This window comes from Spirillospora sp. CA-142024 (assembly GCF_050942325.1).
Classification (GTDB): Bacteria; Actinomycetota; Actinomycetes; order Streptosporangiales; family Streptosporangiaceae; genus Spirillospora.
The window spans coordinates 8,656,071-8,671,947 of record NZ_CP192077.1 but is presented as its reverse complement, the minus strand read 5'-3'; the positions used below and the strand labels follow the sequence as shown (position 1 = coordinate 8,671,947).

Here is a 15,877-nt window from a genome sequence, read left to right as displayed (position 1 = left end):
CGAGGTCGATTTTCGTCTTGACCTCGATGTCACTTGAGCTGCAATGCGGACATGGCTGAGCGTTGGTGTCCCCTGCGGTCATCACTCGCTCCCCAGGTTGAGGCGTGTGCTTTCGGCGGGCCATACCGTGACTGTGTGGTCGATCGGGCGTCCGCTCTGGTCCTGCGTGGTCTCTGTACGGACGAGCACACAGGCCGTGGGGCGGAGTCCGAGCATGGCCGATTCCGTGTCGGTTGGGTGACGTGCTGAGACGTGGCGCTGTGCCGCTCCCAACGACTTGCCGTCTGCGGAGGCAAGGGCATCTACCCATGAGCCAGTAATGGGTTCGGGTTCGGCAAGCGCGGTGCCCTGGGCGAAGTCGTGATCCAGGTAGCTGGCTCGAAGCTCTACCGGTGTCCCGTGCTCGTCAGTCGTGAGGCGCCTACGGACCACTACGGGCGAGGTCGCGTCGTTGAGGTCCAGCGCAATGGCGACCTCGGCAGGTGCCGGTTCGGAGCGCACGTCGATCGTTGTCCGGTCCGTCTCGGATCCTGCGAATCCGTCTGACGCGATGGTCACGGATGGCCGGATGATCAAGCCTGCGGGACGGTCCCCCGCCGCATCTTCGGTCGGCTGGCGAGCGTCCTCGGCGGTGTGCTGGGCACGGGAACCGGTCGAGACGTGCCCACGCGTCCCCTCTGGGCGCGCGTAGCCGGCCGCGACCACCTCAGCGAGCGCCTTACGGGCCGTGGTGGTGCTGATGGCCATCTTCGCCGTGAGCTCCCGGACCGACGGGAGCAGAGCGCCGGACGGGTATCGGCCCGACTCGATCTCGCCTATCAGTTGGTCCCGAATCACCTCGTACAGATTCGGCTTGGAACCCCCTGCACGCGCGCCCGCTGGTAGCGATGTCGTGCCAGCCATGATCGATCGGTTCCTCTCACCTGCGTCGATGCTTGGTCCCCCGTCACTCTAGCGCGCACGCCTGTATGCGTCCAACTGTCCGCGCACATCATGACGCGCGAAGCTGTTGACGCGAAAGTGTGCGCTAACGTCTTGACGCGCACGACTGTGCGCGCACAGTATGAATGTGCTCGCGCTTCCCAAGAGCGCGACAGGACGAGAGGGGTGATCCACATGCCGTACGCGGACATGAACCAGCGACCGCGACTCATCGCCGGTCTTCGCGCCCTTGCCGCCTTCCTCGAAGCGCATCCCGAGGTGCCGGCGCCCCACAGCACGGAACTCATGGTCTTCGCCCAGGGCAGCGACCGGGCCCAGCAAACCGAGATCCACCGCATCGCGGCCCTCGTCGGGGCGGAGGTCTTCACCCCGGACCCGTACAGCCGCCACTACCGCGCCATGCGGGACTTCGGTCCCGTGACCTACAGCGCGATCGCGATCCCCAACGCCGTACACGCCCGCCACAACGCCCTGATGACCTACGACGGCGCCGTCATCGCGGACGCCCCCGAGGAGATGTGACCGATGACCTCCGCGATCTTCATGCTTCTGCTCGCCGTGTTCCTGACCGGTGGTGCTCTCGGCGTCTTCCTGTTCCTGCTCGTCGGCATCCACACCGAAGAGCGCCACATGAGCCTCACCGGCACGGCCAACTCCCGGACGACGGCCTCAACGCGCCGGTTCCTCGGCGTCACGGTCCGATGCCAGACCTCCCAGACGACCCGTCAGACCACCGGCCTCAAGAGGTGAATGTGCGAACCCCCAACGTCCCCGGACGTTCCTGCCCCTGCGGTGCCCGTACCGAGATCGGCAACCGGCGGTGCCTCAAGTGCCGGTCCCGCTCCCGCTGGCGTCGCCGCAAGTCCCGCCACGACGGAATCTGAAAGGACGGTCCCATGTCCGCGACCGATGCGCACCCGACCCTCGTACCGGAATCCGTCCCCGACGAGGACGATCCGGTACGGGACTGGTGGGTGATGATCGGTATGACGATCGCGGCCGTCTCGGCTGCGGTCGCCAGCTTCACCGGTCTGTACGGGCTGGCCACCGTTGCCGGCTGGCCCGTACGGCTGGCGTGGCTCTTGCCGATCACCATCGACGCGCACGCCATGACCTCGGCGCGCGTGTGGCTGGCCAGCACAACCCGTTCGGCCGCCGCGCGCCGATTCGCCCGGACGAACGCTCTCGGCGCGATCGCGATGAGCATCACCGGCAACGCCGCGTACCACGCGATAGGGGCCGGACTGCTCGACCTCTCATGGCCGATCGTCGTCCTCGTCGGTGCCGTACCCGCTGCCGTCCTCGGACTCACCGCACACCTTCACGCCCTCCGCAGCCGGATCGACGCGCCGCCGCTTGCTGAGGACGAACCGAAGAGCGGCAGGGACGACGCCTCCTCCCCTCATCCGAAGCGACGGGTACGGCGTCCGCCTCGCCGTACCGACGAGGAACTGATGGATGCGGCCCGGTTCGCCGATGCCCAGTACCGACAGATGCACGGTCGTCCCATCACCCGTGACGCGCTCCGGACGTCGCTGAGGATCAGCACCCCCAAGGCGACCGAACTACGCCGGCAACTCAACGACCCGGACGAGTCCGAAGACACCGACCCCTCGTAACGGCGTGACCTGAGATCCCCGCTCGCGAGCAAGGAAGGGAGGTGATGCACGTATGAACGTTTCGATCCCGCTCGTCGCCATCCTCGGCGCGGTCGCGTACGTCGCGTGGCGCTACATGGGCTTGCGCGTCTGGCACGCGGTCATCTGCCTGTTGTTCGGGTTCTTCCTTGCCGCCACCAGCGCCGCGCCGGAAATCCGCCACCTGGTGGCCGCGATCGTCGAGTGGCTCAGCACCGACCAGCACTGACGACCCTCCCAAACGTCTCAACGCCCCCAACCGAAGGAGGGGATGCCTAGTGACCAACTCCCCGTACCACCCGAGGATTGACCTTCAGGAGGCCATCAACCGCAGCCGCACAGCACGCCGCATCATCGCCAACACATGGCCCGACGCATCGCTCCCCACCATCCTCCGCAGGAACCTCGACAACGCCCTCGACACCATCCCCGCACTGGCCGCAGAGATCGCGCGTCTCAGCACCGAATTGCGCGACAACCGCATACACCGCGCCAACCTCGCAGCCGCCGCACGCGCCACCCTCAACGCGCACAGCGACGGGGAACGCGACCCCCACTGGTACCTGCGCGACGAGCTACACGCCCAGGGATACGACACTGAGGGGCGCGCATGAAGAACCAGCAGATGAAGCGCCACGCCCGCCGCATGCGCCGCAACGGGCTACAGCCCATGGTCGTCATCGACTCCAACGGACCGGTTCCCGATCTCGCAGCCGTCATCATCGCCCGAGGACTCTGGCGCTACCGCTCCGAAATCGGGCCGATCGCACTGGCCCTCGTCCTCGTCGCCGCATCGCTGACCCTCCACCTGTCGCATCCCGGATGGTGGATCGGCATCCTCGGCACGGCCATCGTGTCCGCGTCGGCTCTGGGCCTCGTCGGTGACCGCATCGGCCTGTCACTCCGGATCGAGCGTCTGTACGCGGCAACCGTCGCGCTGAGCGCCGGAGGATGGCTTGCCGCAGCAACAGCACTCGGCGTGGCCTACCGGCCGCTACCGCAAATCATCCTCGTCGGTACGCCCATCCTGTCCGTGCCCTGGTGGGTACACCGACGCCGGCGCGCCCGAGTCCGCGTCGAGCGCACGCTTGCCGCGTGGCCCGAGATCTCCCAATCGGTCGGGCTGGCAGGCTCCCGCGTCATGTCCGCCGTGGTGGACGTATGGGGATGGCGCGCCCGCTTCGGCCTGGCACGCGGCCAGACGATCCAAGACGCGATCGGCAAGATTCCGGCGCTCGAATCCGCACTCGGGACGTTCAGAGGTGCCGTCCGCGTCTACCCGACCCGTGACGACAGGGCGAACCGCTTCGAGTTGCGGGTACTCAACATCGACCCGCACGCCAACGCCATTGCGTGGCCTGGACCATCCGTCACGACAATCACGGAACCGATCGACCTCGGCCCATTCGAGGATGCCGCACCCGCACGTGTCCTCCTCCTGCGTCGGCATGCCCTCATCGGAGGCATCGCGGGATCGGGCAAGAGCGGCGGCATCAACGTCCTCATGGGCAACCTGTCCGCCTGCGGAGACGTAGTCATCTGGGCCATCGACCTCAAGCGCGGCATGGAACTCCAGCCGTGGGCAGAGTGCATCGATCGACTCGCGACTACTCCGGAAGAAGCACGCCGCCTTCTCCGTGACGCTGTGGTCGTCCTGGAGGCGCGTGCCGCCACTCTCGCCGAGACTGGGAAACGAGTATGGGAGCCGACACGCGACAACCCTGCACTCGTGATCATCATCGACGAGTACGCCGAACTGGCAGAGGAAGCCGCAGACGCGACGTCGTACAGCGATTCCATCGCTCGTCGCGGACGTGCCGTCGCGGTGCAACTCATCGCGGCCACTCAGCGCCCAACTCAGAAAGCAATGGGAAAGGGCGCCGTCCGATCGCAAATGGACGTCCGCCTAGGTTTCCGCGTCCGCGAGCGTAAGGACGTGGATCTCATCCTTGGGCAGGGAATGCTCAACGCCGGCTGGCACGCCCAGACCCTCAACGCACCCGGCAAGTTTCTTGTCTCGGCACCCGAGCATGACACGCCTCGTCGCGCTCGCGCGTACCTGCTGACGGACGAGACTGTGAGGGCGACCGCCGAAAAGCACACCGGCTCCCGTCCGCCCCTCGACGAGGTCTCCCGACGAGCAATCGACGAGGCGACCATTCTGAGCGACCCAGAGCCACGCGACGCGCCCCCGCAGGGGAAGGGGACCGCAACGACTCCGAGAGCCGACGCAACAGGGCCTCAGGACGGCCCTGAGGTCGTCCTTTGGCAGATGCTGAGCCAAGCGCCCGACGAGGGAACACCCATCGTCCACCTCATGAACGGGACTGGCATGGGCCGCTCATGGATCTACTACCGCCTTCAAGATCTCTCGAAGACTGGCCGCGCCACCCAGACCACCCGTGGCCGCTGGCGCGCCACCTCGTAGCCCCTTCCGTAACAAGCCGTAATCGTCCACGTCCACACGTGCGCGTCTGCACGTAAGGGCGCATGGACATCCATGGACGCGGACGTAGACGATTACCCAACGTGATGGATGGGGGTGATGCGCATCTCCAAGAAGGCGTCAGGCCGTGGGCGACCTCGAAGCTGTGGGAAGAGGCGTAGTCCGCCACCCACCCCAGAGGAGTGGGCCGCCGCCGAGGTAGCCAAGTCTCCGGAACTCAGCGAACGCCAGACACGAGACATCCTCCGCATCCTCGGATTCGACGACGCGATCACTTGACCTAGGGGCGTTCTCGGGCGGGCTCAGGTACAGGCCGACCACGTCACGGACCTTGAAGGCGAAGTACGGGTCAGCGGACAGCTTCGAGGTCTGCACGGTGTGCGGCTGAAGGCCGAAGGCCAACGTCCGCGAGGGGCCCTCCGGCCGGTGTGCCCGCCCGATCAGAACCGGCATTTCCTCACGGGACAACACCACCGGATCAAAAGAGGGGGGTTCGGCATCCCATCAGCGTACCGAATAATAACCAAGTTTTGACGGTACATTAGATCGTTGAAAAAAGGGCGGCCGTGAAACGCCCACCACCCCGAGGAAGGTCGACAAGCGTCGCTTGACGAGACATGCGGGTGGCGTATACTGAATTTCACCAGCATAAACAACTATGGCAAGACGGGGAAGCCATGGAAGTTTAACTCAAAAATGGCCACTATTTGCGCGCCGAGGAATCTTTCCCGTGATCGACTCTGCGAGATCGCTGCTGGTAGGCGAGCGCGGTGGCGTGCAATCTTTTAGATTAATCTGACGCCTGCGATGCTATCTCAGGAAAAGGCTTTATGGGTTGGCTGGTGTCGATAGATCTCCCGTGGGGGATAGGATGACTGAAGCAATCACGCTAGATGAATACGAAATCTTAGTAATGGAAACGGCTCTAAACATGGCACATTCAGCCGCGCTACCCGTCGGGGGGGAAGTCATAAAAACGTTGCTGGCCAGAATTCAGGCGGCAAATATACAACGCATTATTCACGAGCAAGACACAATCGCATTTACCGTCGACGAGATGGAGCATGCGACGATCGAGGTCTTGCTAAAAGGAATGCTCTCATCGATTACTCAACAACTCGATTATGAATCAAAATCAGAAGAGTACGCGAAGATAAAGAAATCTGCTGAAGGTATCGTACAGCGCATTACCTAACGAAGTTTGGCCTTCTCGTCCGCTCAGCAGAACGAGAAGGGAAGCCCTAACGTAGCGATGGATCTCGATGTTCGTAAGCTCGTCGTCACAATCTTCCGGTCCTTCCGCTACTAACATGGAGTGAACCGCTACGGAACATTGCCGCTTCTTTCGCGCCAGATGGGGCGGAGTTTGGTGGGGTCGAAGGGGCCTCGTCGCCATGCGCCCTCTTCTAGCGGGGAGACGATGACCGCTCGGAGTACGCGGCCGATGGCTGCGCGCTTCTGTGCTAGGTCCATGCCTTCCCACTCCTCGCGGATGTCCGCGGTTAGCGACTGGCTCTGTTGCTCAGCGAGGGTGTGGCGTTCCTGTTCTGTCCGCAACTTTCGAAGCTTTCCTTCGAGCGGAGGTAGTTCGGCGTAGAAGAAATCGTCTGTCACGACGTCGTCTCGCCACTGCTGACGTAGGTTGGCTACTTTCTTCTCCAGTCGTTCTAGTTCGGCTTCCCCGTCCCATGGCCTCGACTGCCGTCGGGTGCGGTTCTTGAGTTCCTTCTCAAGCTTCTGAAGAACCAGTTCTTTGAGGTAGCGATCGACCTCTGCGCCGTTGCGGGAGATTCGGCCGCATGCGCCCTTGCCGTCGGCGACACAGCGATAGTGGTAGCCGTAGGTTCCATCGCGGTTCTTGCGGCGGGTGCCGCCCATGCGCCCGTTGCACATGGTGCCGTCTTCGAGAGTGTTGCCGCAGCGAAGGAAGCCCGAGAAGAGGTAAACACGGCTGCGGTCCGAAGGCCCACCGGGGGAGTGGTCCAGGCTATCCACAGCTAGACCTTTCTGGGCTCCCGACTGGCGAGAGCGTTCGCACATGGCGCGCCACTGTGCTGGGGTGGCTGGGGCGTCCCACTCTCCCACCTTGATGTTGCCCTCGTCGTCGCGAACGAGGTCACCGTTCAGTTTGCGGTAGCCGCAGATGAACGGATTCGTGAGCAGAGCGCGGACGCTTGTTTGACTCCACTTCCCGCCCTTCGAGGTGAGGATGCCGCGCTTGTTGAGGCCGTTGGCAATGGTCATCCAGGACTTGCCGGCTACCCCGTCCCGGATCATCTGCTTCAGGATCGGCCACTCTTCGGGGTTCTTCTCCATGTTCGCGGGACGCTCGGTCTTCTTGTCTGCGCCCAGCCAGCCGAACCTACGCGGGCCACCCGTGAACTTGCCGCGTTGGGCGCGGGAGACATGAGAGCGCTTCGTCCGCTGGCGAATCTTGCGGATCTCTTTCATGGACTGGGCGACGCCGACGAGGCCGATCATCTCTGCGCCGTCCCCGTAGAGGTCGAAGTGCTTCCCGTCTTCGACGAGGAGGCCGTCATCGTCGACCGTCAGGGCGTTGATGATCCGCTCGTAGTCGCCCGGACGGCGGTAGAGCCGTTCCCGTTCGGTGCACAGGACGCCGAGGACGCGGAAGCCTTCGCTCGTCCGGCGGCGGTTGATCTCCTTGACGAGGAGATCGAAGGCGTCCCGGATCACCTCGTCCTTGGCTGCCGTCTTGTCGTTGTCCTCGTAGTACTTGACGATCGCGAGTCCGAGGTTGCCTGCGTGACGTCCGTTCGATGCGTGCTGGTCCTCTACCCCGTGCTCGTCGCGCGTGATGTCCGCTGAGATGCGTGCGTACGATGCCACTGGGATGCGTCCTGCAAGCCAGTCTGCGAAGGTCTCGCCGCGTTCAAGCGCCTCCGCAAGGTCCGGCGCGATCCACCAGCGGGACTTGGCCATGTCCGCCTCCGAAGCCATAGATTCAGTATGCACTTCAGAGGTACAACGAGCACCCGCTCTACATGGAGTTCAAGGAGAAGGCGCCGCGGTTGGGGTCGCGGGTCAGTACGCCGGAAGGGGACGGGCAGGTGATCGGCTACAACGTCCCCGCCGACAGGGTGACGGTGAAGGTGGGCTCCCGCCGCTGCTCCTGCCCCTCCGCCTCAGTCTGCTCCCCCCGCCAACAACACGACGCCCACTACGGTCCCAGCGCTGACGATGGCCCGGCCTGATAATCAACCTGCGGCCCACGGAGAGCCGCAGGTTCGGCAACGTCCTGCCGCCCTACGAGCCCGCCTGACTCGTCACCAGGTCGGCCATGGGCTCGGGATGAGGACGCAGGGGGCCACGGGGCCTTGCATGAGAAGGGTCTGGGTGGCATTGCCTCCATCGGGGAGTACCGTCATGGTCCAGACGAAGGTCTGGCCGGGTTTGAACAGGCGGGTGTCGATGCGCATCCGCCAGCCAGGGCCCTCCTTGGGGAGATAGGTGTAAAGACCCTCCGGGACGTCGTCGACATAAGCGCCGCGGGGATCTTTGCACTCCGTGTTGAAAGGGACGTAGTCGACGATGGCCGGCACACCGAGTTCGCGCAGCCGCTTGCTCACGGCGGGGGCGTCGCGGAAGTCGGAGACGCTGATGGAAACGACCCCTCGGGAGTCCTTGTCGACGGCGTAGGCGGGCTCGGCGCCGCCCTGGAAGATCACCACCGTTGCGGCGCAGGCGCCCGCGGTCGCGGCGGCGGCCATAGCGAGACGGCGACGCGGCGTCCAGGCCCGGTGGGCCCGCTTGGCTCCGGCGCGGGCGGCGATGTGCTCCTTGAGCTCGGCGAGGCGCCGCTCCTCGAAGCCGGCCAAGGGTTCGGTGCTGGTCATCAGGGCGTTCCTCCCGTGCTGGTGACGGCTTCGGTACGGGTTTCAGGCGCGTCTCTTAACAGGCGGTGGGCACGATGCAGCCGGACCCGTGCGGTGCCGAGGCGGATGCGAAGCGCGGCCGCGGCCTCGACGACCGGGAGCCCGTCGACGTCCACCAGTTCGGCGACCGCCCGCAGCTTCGCGGGCAGAGCGGCGATGGCCGATTGCACGTGTCGGGCGTCCCGCTCGGCGTCGATGCGTTCTTCCAGACGGGCGATGTCGTCGGCGTCCAGGTCGCGGCGGCCCGCCGCGCGGCCGCTCTTGTGCGCCTCCCGGGCCGCTCTGCGCTGCTCGGCCGCCACCACGTTGCGGGCTATCCCGAACAGCCAGGCCACCTGGCTGCCTCGCTCGGGCCGGTAGCTCCCGGCGCCGTCGATGGCGGCGAGGAACACGTCGGTGGTCAGGTCGTCCACGGTGTGCGGATCGCTCATCCGCCGTGCCACGAACCGGCTGACCGTCGCCGCGTGTTTCCGGTAGAAGTCCTCGAAGGCCGCCGGGTCCCGCATGACCCGCCGGAGATCCCCGTCTTGTGAGGGACCTTGTGAGGGGGCATCCGACAATGCTCTCCACCTCCTGCTCGCCGGTGTTTCCCCTTCTTGGTCAAAAGCCGGGCAGGTATTACATACTGCGCTGATTCCACCAGTGCCTGGCGGCCTGGCGGCGACCGCCGCCACCCGACCTGCGCGTTGTGGTGCGCGTCGATCCCGGCCGGTGCGTCAAGGCAGGGACACTCCCTGCTCGACGCCGTGCCGTCTTGCGGTCATGCCGGTGCGGAGCCCGGACCCGCGAGGCCGTGCAGCAGGAGCCGGGTGAGGGTGTCGATCACCTCGTCGTCGGAGCGACCTGACTCCGGGTCGTCGTCCAACAGTGCGTAGGCGAGCATCGACAGCAGCCCGCCCATCGCCGCGGCGACCAGTTCCGGGTCGCCGGGGAGCGAGTGCCCCGTCTCCCGTAGGTGCTCCAGGTGCTCGCGGAGCACCCGGGTGTCCTCGATCAGGCGCCGCCAGAGCTCGCCCGCACCGGGACCGGCGGCCATCGCCTGCTCGAACAGGGCGATCATGATGGGCCGGTTGCCGCGCATCAGGTGCCAGGCCACCGCCAGATGCTCGCGGAGCTGGTCCCGGTCCGTCAGGTCGTGCGGCGGGTGATCCTCTCCGGCGAGCCGGTCGTGCGCATGGCCGTGCAGGTCGGCGAGCAGGGCCTGGAGCAGGTCCTCCTTGCTCGCGAAGTGGTCGTAGAAGGACCCCGTGGCCCGGCCGGCCGCAGCGGTGATGTCCGTGATCTTCGTGTTGAGGTAGCCGCGCTCCACGAACTGCCGCCGGGCGGCCTCTTTCAGCGCCGCCGCGGTCTCCTCCGCCTTGGCCTTTCGTACTCCCATGGGGCCTCCCCTTGACGTCGTCATCGACGCGCAAGCATACTGAAGGCGTTTTCACCGAATATAGATTCAGTGAACGAGAATTCAGGAGGCTCTGTCCATGCGGGTAGCGGTGGTGGGCGGCGGGGTCGCCGGGTCGGCGAGCGCGATCGCGCTGGCACGGATCGGCGCTGAGGTCACGCTCTACGAGGCCTACGAGGACCCCGCCGGTCCGGTCGGGTCGTTCGTCAGCCTGTCCGTCAACGGGCTGCGCGCCCTGGAGGCGCTCGGGTGCATGGAGGCGGTTCAGCGGGCGGGCTTCCCGGTGGACAGGCAGCGCATGTGGTCCGGGAGAGACAGGCCGCTGGGCGACGTACCCCGCGGACGACGGGCCGACGATCGGCTGCACAGCGTGACACTGATGCGCGCCGACCTGGTCGGTGCGCTTCGGGAGGAGGCGATGCGAGCCGGTGCCCGGATCGCGGTCGGCACGAGGATCACCACCGGTGACTCACACGATCCGCTGACCGCCGGCGCCGATCTGGTCGTCGGAGCGGACGGCATCTGGTCGGCCGTCCGCCGGACGCTGAACCCCAAGGCGCTCGAGCCACGCTACGCGGGCCTGTACTCGGTCTCCGGCGTCACCGACGGGCCCGTACGTCTGCCCGGAGTTCGGCCGCAGGGATTCAACATGGTCTTCGCGCGCCGAGGGGCCTTCATCTACCTGCCCGCTCCGGACGGCACCGTCTGGTGGTCGGCTCAGGTCGCCGCTGCGGACCCGCCGCCGGACCCGGCCGCCGTCGGCCTGACGGAGCTGACCGAGACGTTTCGTACCGAGCAGACGCCGCTCGCCGTGCTCCGCGCTTCCTCGGCGGTGAACGCCGCGACTCTGTTGCACGTGCTCCCCCCGGTGGCACGCCGTCACGACGGCTGCACGGTACTGGTCGGCGACGCGGCCCACCCGGTCGGCGCCGGGCAGGGCGCTTCGATCGCGATCGAGGACGCCGTCGCACTCGCCCGTGAACTGGCGGCGGCGGACGGCGTCCCCGCGGCCTTGGCCGCGTTCGACCGGATACGTCACGACCGCACGGGAAAGCTGGCCAAGACGGCGGCCGCCAACCGGGACGCCAAGACGGCGGGGCCGGTGGCTGCCCGGCTCCGCGAAATCATGATGCCGTTCTTCTTCAACCGCTTCTACGAGAAGGCCACCGGCTGGCTATACGACCACGACCCGGGGCAACTGCCCGTGGCTCGCACATTCTGACCCGCCCCAGTCCCAGAGAGGATCTCGTCGCGCGGCTGTATGGACTCGACCCGGCCGGCATCCAGATCTTCCATGTCCCCGCCCTCAACGTCGTGAAGATCTCGCCTCCCCGTCCGATGGCCCAGGGCAGCCCGCGTGATCGGGATGTCCACGCGGGCCAGCACCACGTCCCTTTGGCATCGCTCGTACCCCCATGAGCGGTCAGGCAGAGCCGTAGACAGCGGGCGGTTCCCCAGTTTCCGCATGCGGCCGGGCGGCACTGGTGGTCCGGACTTGAAAGGGGCGAGGGGGGACGGACTGTCTTCGCTGCAAGGCCGCACAAGGCGGCAAGGCCAAAGGCCTAAAACTAGAGAAAGAGAGGTCTGGCATGAGTGAGATGCCCGACAGGCTCCGAGACGGGCTGGCGAAGCCAGTCGTACTGGAGACCAGTCCAGAGACCGCGGGCTGGGGTCTCTTCACCCCCGACCCGGAAGCCGTACTGACCGTGAAGTCCGGCGCGTGCGTCACCATCAACACCCTCAGCTGGGTCGGGGCAACCGCCCCCGAAGGTCCGGTCGCCTGCTTCGAGGCACTGGGTGTGCCCGCCGGCCAGGTGCTGCCCGAGCTGATGGAAATGGCGGAGGTGCCGCGCCCGAAGGGATCCAGTGGCCACATCCTCACCGGGCCGATCGGCGTCGAGGGCGCTGAACCGGGTGACGTGCTGCAGATCCGCATCCTGGATGTCTCGCCGCGCGTTCCATACGGCGTGAACAGCACCGGCCCGGGCTGCGGGGTCCTTGACGATCTGCTGGACAGGCGAACTCGCCGTCTGTTCCAGCTCGATCCCGATCGGCGCTTCTACCCCTTCGTGGGCGGCATCGAGATTCCCTTCAGACCGTTCGCGGGGATCATGGCGGTCGCGCCGCCCTCCCGGGTCGGTGCCGTGTCCGCCAACCCACCTGACAGGTGGGGCGGCAACATGGACTTTCGTGATCTCGTCGCGGGTTCGACGCTGTACCTGCCGGTCTTCCAGCCGGGAGGCATGTTCTACACGGGCGACACCCACGGCGCGCAGGGTCACGGCGAGGTCAACCAGACCGCCATCGAGCACTCGATGGCGGTGACCGTACAGCTCATCGTGCGCAAGGGTGGCGTCCTGACGTTTCCGCGCGCGGAAAACGAGGAGCACGTCTGGTTCATGGGGATCCACGCGGATCTCTACAAGGCCATGAAGATCGCCAACCGGGAGGTCGTCGACTACCTCGTCAACGTCATGGCGATGAGTGATGTGAAGGCCTACGGGTTCTCCAGCATTCTGGTCGACTTCAAGGTCGCCGAGGCGGTGAACGGCAACAAGGTCGTCGTCGCCGAGGTCCACAAGGACCGGCTGCGTCCTCTGGTGGGCGGGGCCGGCGTTCCCGTGGTGGGTGGCGGACTCCACTCGCCTGCCTGAGGTCCACTGAGCTCTAGCTCCGTGGGTCTGTAGTACAAGGCGTCCCGGCGGAAAGGCGGCATCGAGCCGCCCGATGCCGGGACGCTTCTCTTTCTACGGTCGCCCGTCTACTGCTCGGTGAGAGCGACCGCGCGGGTCAGGGCGCGTTCGGCGGCTTCTGGGGTTCGTCGGCCCAAACCGCATGCCGGGGACACGTCGACGGTGCGGCCGAGAGCGGTCTCGACCGTGCGCAGTACCTGCCGCTGCTCGTCCAGGCCCTGCTCCTCGTGCACCAGGCCGGCGATGAGGCGGACGTCCTGCGGCATTCGGGCGAGCCGCCCGAGATCTCGGTAGAAGCCGGGCTCCGGCACCGGCGGCTCGTCACCGGCGGCCAGCGGGACGTGCACGTATTCCAGGACTCGGCCCTCCGGCCACGCTCGAAGAAGTGCCTCGGTCAGGGCGACCAGGGGCGCGGTGGACTTCATGCGCTTCAGCGCCTTGTGGTTGAGGTCGCCGACGCACAGGTGGACGCCGAACCGGGTGCCGGGCGGCGCCGCGGCGGCCAGCCGGGTCATGCCGCGCGCGAGGAGCCGCGCCACCAGTCCGCGCAGCGGCGCGGGGGCCGTGGTCACCATGACCAGTTCCACCGGGAACTCGAGCTGGAAGAGCACGTCGTTCCCGCACTGCTCGGCGATCTCGTTGATCTCCCGGATGAGCGCCTGCCTGAACGGTGCGCGGCGGGTGAAGGCGCCGGCGGGTCCGAAGGTGAAGAGGGCGAGATCGAGGTCGCCCGGGATGCCGACCTGGAAGGACAGGCCGTCCAGCCCGTGTTCGGTGCGGATCTCTTTGAAAACGGCGTAGCTCTCCTCGGCGTCCCTGACATGGCCGAGGTCGAGGGAGTCGGCGGTGAGTCGGTGCCCCCTCTTCATCTTGAATACCGGTGCGTCGTCGTATCCCGACCAGTGGCCGTCCTTGCGGAGGACGACGTCGGGACGGTTTCTGAAGGCCTCGATGATGTGGACGACCCAGTTGCGCCGCTCGCCCACCTCACCGTCCGCCAGCGTTTTCAGGTGCTGGCCGGTCTTCTGGACGGTGGCGGTCATCGCCTCGCGCACGGTTTCGGCCGGATAGCTGCCGACGAGATGGATAGAGCGTTCCTGCACGAGGTCACCTCTAGAACGGGGGGCCGGCACCGAGGGCCCCGCAAGAGTAAGTGCTCGTGAGCGCGCTGTAAACGACGGTTTGGCGCGTGCCATCTGCAGGACATCACCGCCGCGGGCAGGCAGGTGGTCGGGCAGCGGGTCTGCCGCAGCGGCCCCATCACCGGCCTGGCGAGCACGAACATCTGCACCGAACCCGGAGACTCCCCGGGGGCGCCCTACTTCGCCGGCGGCACCGCGGTCGGGATCGCGATCGGCGGCGTCGGCGATTGCAGCAGCGGCGGGTCGTCCTTCTTCCAGCCGATCGTCGACGTGCTCAGCGCCTTCGGTGGACTGAGCCGTCCAGGCGGTGACCGGGCGAATGCATTTAGCGCTTCGGGAGGAACTGGGCCAGGGCCGCGGTGACGGCGCAGAAGGCCATGACCGGCAGGAGGGACGTCCTGAAGGCGTCCGCGACGCTGCCCAGGGCTCCGTAGAACACGATGCCGACCAGGGCCACGCCGAGGGCGTTGCCCACCTGCTGCGCGGTCGACAGGACTCCGGCGGCCGATGCGGCGTGGCGGTCCGTCACGCCCGACAGGACGATCGCGGAGAGCGGCGCCAGGACGAAGCCCATACCCGCTCCCGCTAGCGCCAGGCCCGGGATGAGCCAGCCGATGGGGTGCCCGATCGCGGCGAGCAGCAGCAGGCACCCGGCCGCTTGCACGGCGGCGCCCAGGGCCAGGACCTGCCGTCCGAGGCGGGCGGCGACGGCCGTTGCGCGGGTGGATGCGGCGAAGTAGCCGGCGCCGAGGGCGACGAACAGCAGGCCCGATTCCAGGGCGCTGAGGCCGCGTCCCTGCTGGAGATACAGGGCGAGGTAGAGGAAGAAGGACGCCAGCGCCAGGGTGTAGACGAGCGCCAGGCCGCTGCCGACGCGGAACGCGGCCTCGCGGAACAGTGAGGGGGCGACGAGCGGAGCCTCGCCACGGCGCTGCGACAGGGCGAACACGGTCAGCAGGACGGCCGATGCCGCGAGCGACGCCCACGTCCAGACCGGCCAGCCGAGGCGGCGCCCCTCGATCAGCGGCAGGACGAGCGCGATGAGGCCGAGCGTGACCAGGACGGTTCCGGCGGCGTCCAGCCGGGTGTCCGAGGTGCGAGGCTGGGACGGGACGGTCCTGCGGATCAGCGCCAGCGTGACCACGCCAACCGGGACGTTGATCAGGAAGATGCTGCGCCAGCCGGTGCCGAACAGGTCGGCCTGGATCAGCGCGCCCCCGATGAGCTGCCCGAACACGCCCCCCAGACCGAGCGCCAGGCCGTAGGCGGTGAACGCGCGGGCGCGGCGCTCGCCGGTGTAGACGCCGTTGATGATGCCGAGGACCTGCGGCATCAGCAGCGCGGCGGCGACCCCCTGCACCGCCCTTGAGGCGATCAGCGCGCCGGGGGACGGGGCGAGCCCGCACGCGAGCGACGCGGCGGTGAACAGGGCGAGGCCGAGCGCGTACATCCGGCGGCGCCCGAACAGGTCACCGAGCCGCCCGCCGGTGATCAGCCCGCCGCCGAGCGCCAGCCCGAAGCCGGCGACCACCCACTGGATCGCGGTCGCGCCGGCATGGAGATCCGCCTGGATGTCGGGGATCGCCACGTTCACGATGAAGAAGTCGAGCGTCGTGATGAAGATGCCGGTGAGCAGGACGAGCAGGCTGGCGGTCGACGCGCCGTGCGCGGGCGCCGCCTCCTGCCGCCTCACTTCCGGAGTCGCCGTGTGCGACATGTTTCTCC

At 67.0% G+C, this 15,877-nt stretch carries 17 protein-coding genes and 1 pseudogene; 10 read left to right on the top strand and 8 right to left on the bottom strand.

Annotated features, from left to right (window positions below; translation table 11 throughout):
* Positions 1 to 81: 81 nt before the first annotated feature.
* On the bottom strand, positions 82 to 903 hold the full coding sequence (locus ACQPZP_RS41095; RefSeq protein WP_433475007.1) for a GntR family transcriptional regulator: 822 nt from the start codon (positions 901 to 903) through the stop codon (positions 82 to 84).
* Between the two features lie 213 nt (positions 904 to 1,116).
* On the opposite strand from ACQPZP_RS41095, the gene ACQPZP_RS41090 reads away from it, so the two are divergent.
* The 6 genes from ACQPZP_RS41090 (at position 1,117) to ACQPZP_RS41065 (ending at position 5,007) form a co-directional block, all read left to right on the top strand.
* On the top strand, positions 1,117 to 1,464 hold the full coding sequence (locus ACQPZP_RS41090) for a hypothetical protein (RefSeq protein WP_433475006.1): 348 nt from the start codon (positions 1,117 to 1,119) through the stop codon (positions 1,462 to 1,464).
* A 3-nt stretch (positions 1,465 to 1,467) separates the two neighbouring features.
* Positions 1,468 to 1,692 carry a hypothetical protein gene (locus tag ACQPZP_RS41085; protein ID WP_433475005.1) on the top strand — a complete coding sequence of 75 codons (225 nt, stop codon included), beginning with the start codon at positions 1,468 to 1,470 and terminating at the stop codon, positions 1,690 to 1,692.
* 146 nt (positions 1,693 to 1,838) lie between these two features.
* Entirely contained in the window at positions 1,839 to 2,561 is a 723-nt protein-coding gene (locus tag ACQPZP_RS41080; protein ID WP_433475004.1) for a DUF2637 domain-containing protein, read from the top strand.
* 52 nt (positions 2,562 to 2,613) lie between these two features.
* Positions 2,614 to 2,808 carry a hypothetical protein gene (locus ACQPZP_RS41075; RefSeq protein WP_433464389.1) on the top strand — a complete coding sequence of 65 codons (195 nt, stop codon included), beginning with the start codon at positions 2,614 to 2,616 and terminating at the stop codon, positions 2,806 to 2,808.
* A 49-nt stretch (positions 2,809 to 2,857) separates the two neighbouring features.
* The gene (locus ACQPZP_RS41070; protein WP_433475003.1) at positions 2,858 to 3,193 is read left to right on the top strand and encodes a hypothetical protein; all 336 of its coding nucleotides are present in this window, start codon (positions 2,858 to 2,860) and stop codon (positions 3,191 to 3,193) included.
* Entirely contained in the window at positions 3,190 to 5,007 is a 1,818-nt protein-coding gene (locus ACQPZP_RS41065) for an FtsK/SpoIIIE domain-containing protein (RefSeq protein ID WP_433475002.1), read from the top strand. The genes ACQPZP_RS41070 and ACQPZP_RS41065 overlap by 4 nt, the downstream gene beginning before the upstream one ends.
* Before the next feature lie 303 nt (positions 5,008 to 5,310).
* Here ACQPZP_RS41065 and ACQPZP_RS41060 read toward each other — a convergent pair.
* Positions 5,311 to 5,424 (bottom strand): annotated as a pseudogene (locus ACQPZP_RS41060) (IS630 family transposase); the annotation flags it as partial.
* Positions 5,425 to 5,896: 472 nt separating this feature from the next.
* Here ACQPZP_RS41060 and ACQPZP_RS41055 point away from each other — a divergent pair.
* On the top strand, positions 5,897 to 6,220 hold the full coding sequence (locus tag ACQPZP_RS41055) for a hypothetical protein (RefSeq protein ID WP_433475001.1): 324 nt from the start codon (positions 5,897 to 5,899) through the stop codon (positions 6,218 to 6,220).
* 128 nt (positions 6,221 to 6,348) lie between these two features.
* Here the strand turns inward: ACQPZP_RS41055 and ACQPZP_RS41050 are convergent, their stop codons facing one another.
* The 4 genes from ACQPZP_RS41050 to ACQPZP_RS41035 all read right to left on the bottom strand — a co-directional run bounded on the left by ACQPZP_RS41050 (position 6,349) and on the right by ACQPZP_RS41035 (position 10,299).
* Positions 6,349 to 7,986, bottom strand: coding sequence for a recombinase family protein (locus ACQPZP_RS41050; RefSeq protein WP_433475000.1), 1,638 nt, complete (start codon positions 7,984 to 7,986; stop codon positions 6,349 to 6,351).
* A 326-nt stretch (positions 7,987 to 8,312) separates the two neighbouring features.
* Positions 8,313 to 8,882 carry a hypothetical protein gene (locus ACQPZP_RS41045; protein ID WP_433474999.1) on the bottom strand — a complete coding sequence of 190 codons (570 nt, stop codon included), beginning with the start codon at positions 8,880 to 8,882 and terminating at the stop codon, positions 8,313 to 8,315.
* Positions 8,882 to 9,427, bottom strand: coding sequence for an RNA polymerase sigma factor (locus tag ACQPZP_RS41040; protein WP_433474998.1), 546 nt, complete (start codon positions 9,425 to 9,427; stop codon positions 8,882 to 8,884). Before ACQPZP_RS41040 ends, ACQPZP_RS41045 begins: the two co-directional genes overlap by 1 nt.
* 254 nt (positions 9,428 to 9,681) lie before the next feature.
* Positions 9,682 to 10,299 carry a TetR/AcrR family transcriptional regulator gene (locus ACQPZP_RS41035; RefSeq protein WP_433474997.1) on the bottom strand — a complete coding sequence of 206 codons (618 nt, stop codon included), beginning with the start codon at positions 10,297 to 10,299 and terminating at the stop codon, positions 9,682 to 9,684.
* Between the two features lie 97 nt (positions 10,300 to 10,396).
* Here ACQPZP_RS41035 and ACQPZP_RS41030 point away from each other — a divergent pair, with 97 nt between their 5' ends.
* From ACQPZP_RS41030 to ACQPZP_RS41020, 3 genes are all read left to right on the top strand, one after another.
* Complete coding sequence (locus ACQPZP_RS41030; protein ID WP_433474996.1) at positions 10,397 to 11,539, top strand: FAD-dependent monooxygenase; 1,143 nt, start codon at positions 10,397 to 10,399, stop codon at positions 11,537 to 11,539.
* Complete coding sequence (locus tag ACQPZP_RS41025) at positions 11,488 to 11,736, top strand: DUF4387 family protein (protein ID WP_433479761.1); 249 nt, start codon at positions 11,488 to 11,490, stop codon at positions 11,734 to 11,736. Before ACQPZP_RS41030 ends, ACQPZP_RS41025 begins: the two co-directional genes overlap by 52 nt.
* Positions 11,737 to 11,906: 170 nt before the next feature.
* Entirely contained in the window at positions 11,907 to 12,971 is a 1,065-nt protein-coding gene (locus ACQPZP_RS41020) for an acetamidase/formamidase family protein (protein WP_433474995.1), read from the top strand.
* Between the two features lie 107 nt (positions 12,972 to 13,078).
* Here the strand turns inward: ACQPZP_RS41020 and ACQPZP_RS41015 are convergent, their stop codons facing one another.
* On the bottom strand, positions 13,079 to 14,113 hold the full coding sequence (locus tag ACQPZP_RS41015; protein ID WP_433474994.1) for a hypothetical protein: 1,035 nt from the start codon (positions 14,111 to 14,113) through the stop codon (positions 13,079 to 13,081).
* Between the two features lie 364 nt (positions 14,114 to 14,477).
* Positions 14,478 to 15,869 carry an MFS transporter gene (locus tag ACQPZP_RS41010; RefSeq protein WP_433474993.1) on the bottom strand — a complete coding sequence of 464 codons (1,392 nt, stop codon included), beginning with the start codon at positions 15,867 to 15,869 and terminating at the stop codon, positions 14,478 to 14,480.
* Positions 15,870 to 15,877 lie beyond the last annotated feature (8 nt).

What these genes read in the sequence shown, in the direction of transcription:
- ACQPZP_RS41095 (WP_433475007.1), bottom strand. Translation starts at nt 903, where the DNA reads ATGGCTGGCACGACATCGCTACCAGCGGGCGCGCGTGCAGGGGGTTCC.
- ACQPZP_RS41090 (WP_433475006.1), top strand. Translation starts at nt 1,117, where the DNA reads ATGCCGTACGCGGACATGAACCAGCGACCGCGACTCATCGCCGGTCTT.
- ACQPZP_RS41085 (WP_433475005.1), top strand. Translation starts at nt 1,468, where the DNA reads ATGACCTCCGCGATCTTCATGCTTCTGCTCGCCGTGTTCCTGACCGGT.
- ACQPZP_RS41080 (WP_433475004.1), top strand. Translation starts at nt 1,839, where the DNA reads ATGTCCGCGACCGATGCGCACCCGACCCTCGTACCGGAATCCGTCCCC.
- ACQPZP_RS41075 (WP_433464389.1), top strand. Translation starts at nt 2,614, where the DNA reads ATGAACGTTTCGATCCCGCTCGTCGCCATCCTCGGCGCGGTCGCGTAC.
- ACQPZP_RS41065 (WP_433475002.1), top strand. Translation starts at nt 3,190, where the DNA reads ATGAAGAACCAGCAGATGAAGCGCCACGCCCGCCGCATGCGCCGCAAC.
- ACQPZP_RS41055 (WP_433475001.1), top strand. Translation starts at nt 5,897, where the DNA reads ATGACTGAAGCAATCACGCTAGATGAATACGAAATCTTAGTAATGGAA.
- ACQPZP_RS41050 (WP_433475000.1), bottom strand. Translation starts at nt 7,986, where the DNA reads ATGGCTTCGGAGGCGGACATGGCCAAGTCCCGCTGGTGGATCGCGCCG.
- ACQPZP_RS41045 (WP_433474999.1), bottom strand. Translation starts at nt 8,882, where the DNA reads ATGACCAGCACCGAACCCTTGGCCGGCTTCGAGGAGCGGCGCCTCGCC.
- ACQPZP_RS41040 (WP_433474998.1), bottom strand. Translation starts at nt 9,427, where the DNA reads ATGCGGGACCCGGCGGCCTTCGAGGACTTCTACCGGAAACACGCGGCG.
- ACQPZP_RS41035 (WP_433474997.1), bottom strand. Translation starts at nt 10,299, where the DNA reads ATGGGAGTACGAAAGGCCAAGGCGGAGGAGACCGCGGCGGCGCTGAAA.
- ACQPZP_RS41030 (WP_433474996.1), top strand. Translation starts at nt 10,397, where the DNA reads ATGCGGGTAGCGGTGGTGGGCGGCGGGGTCGCCGGGTCGGCGAGCGCG.
- ACQPZP_RS41020 (WP_433474995.1), top strand. Translation starts at nt 11,907, where the DNA reads ATGAGTGAGATGCCCGACAGGCTCCGAGACGGGCTGGCGAAGCCAGTC.
- ACQPZP_RS41010 (WP_433474993.1), bottom strand. Translation starts at nt 15,869, where the DNA reads ATGTCGCACACGGCGACTCCGGAAGTGAGGCGGCAGGAGGCGGCGCCC.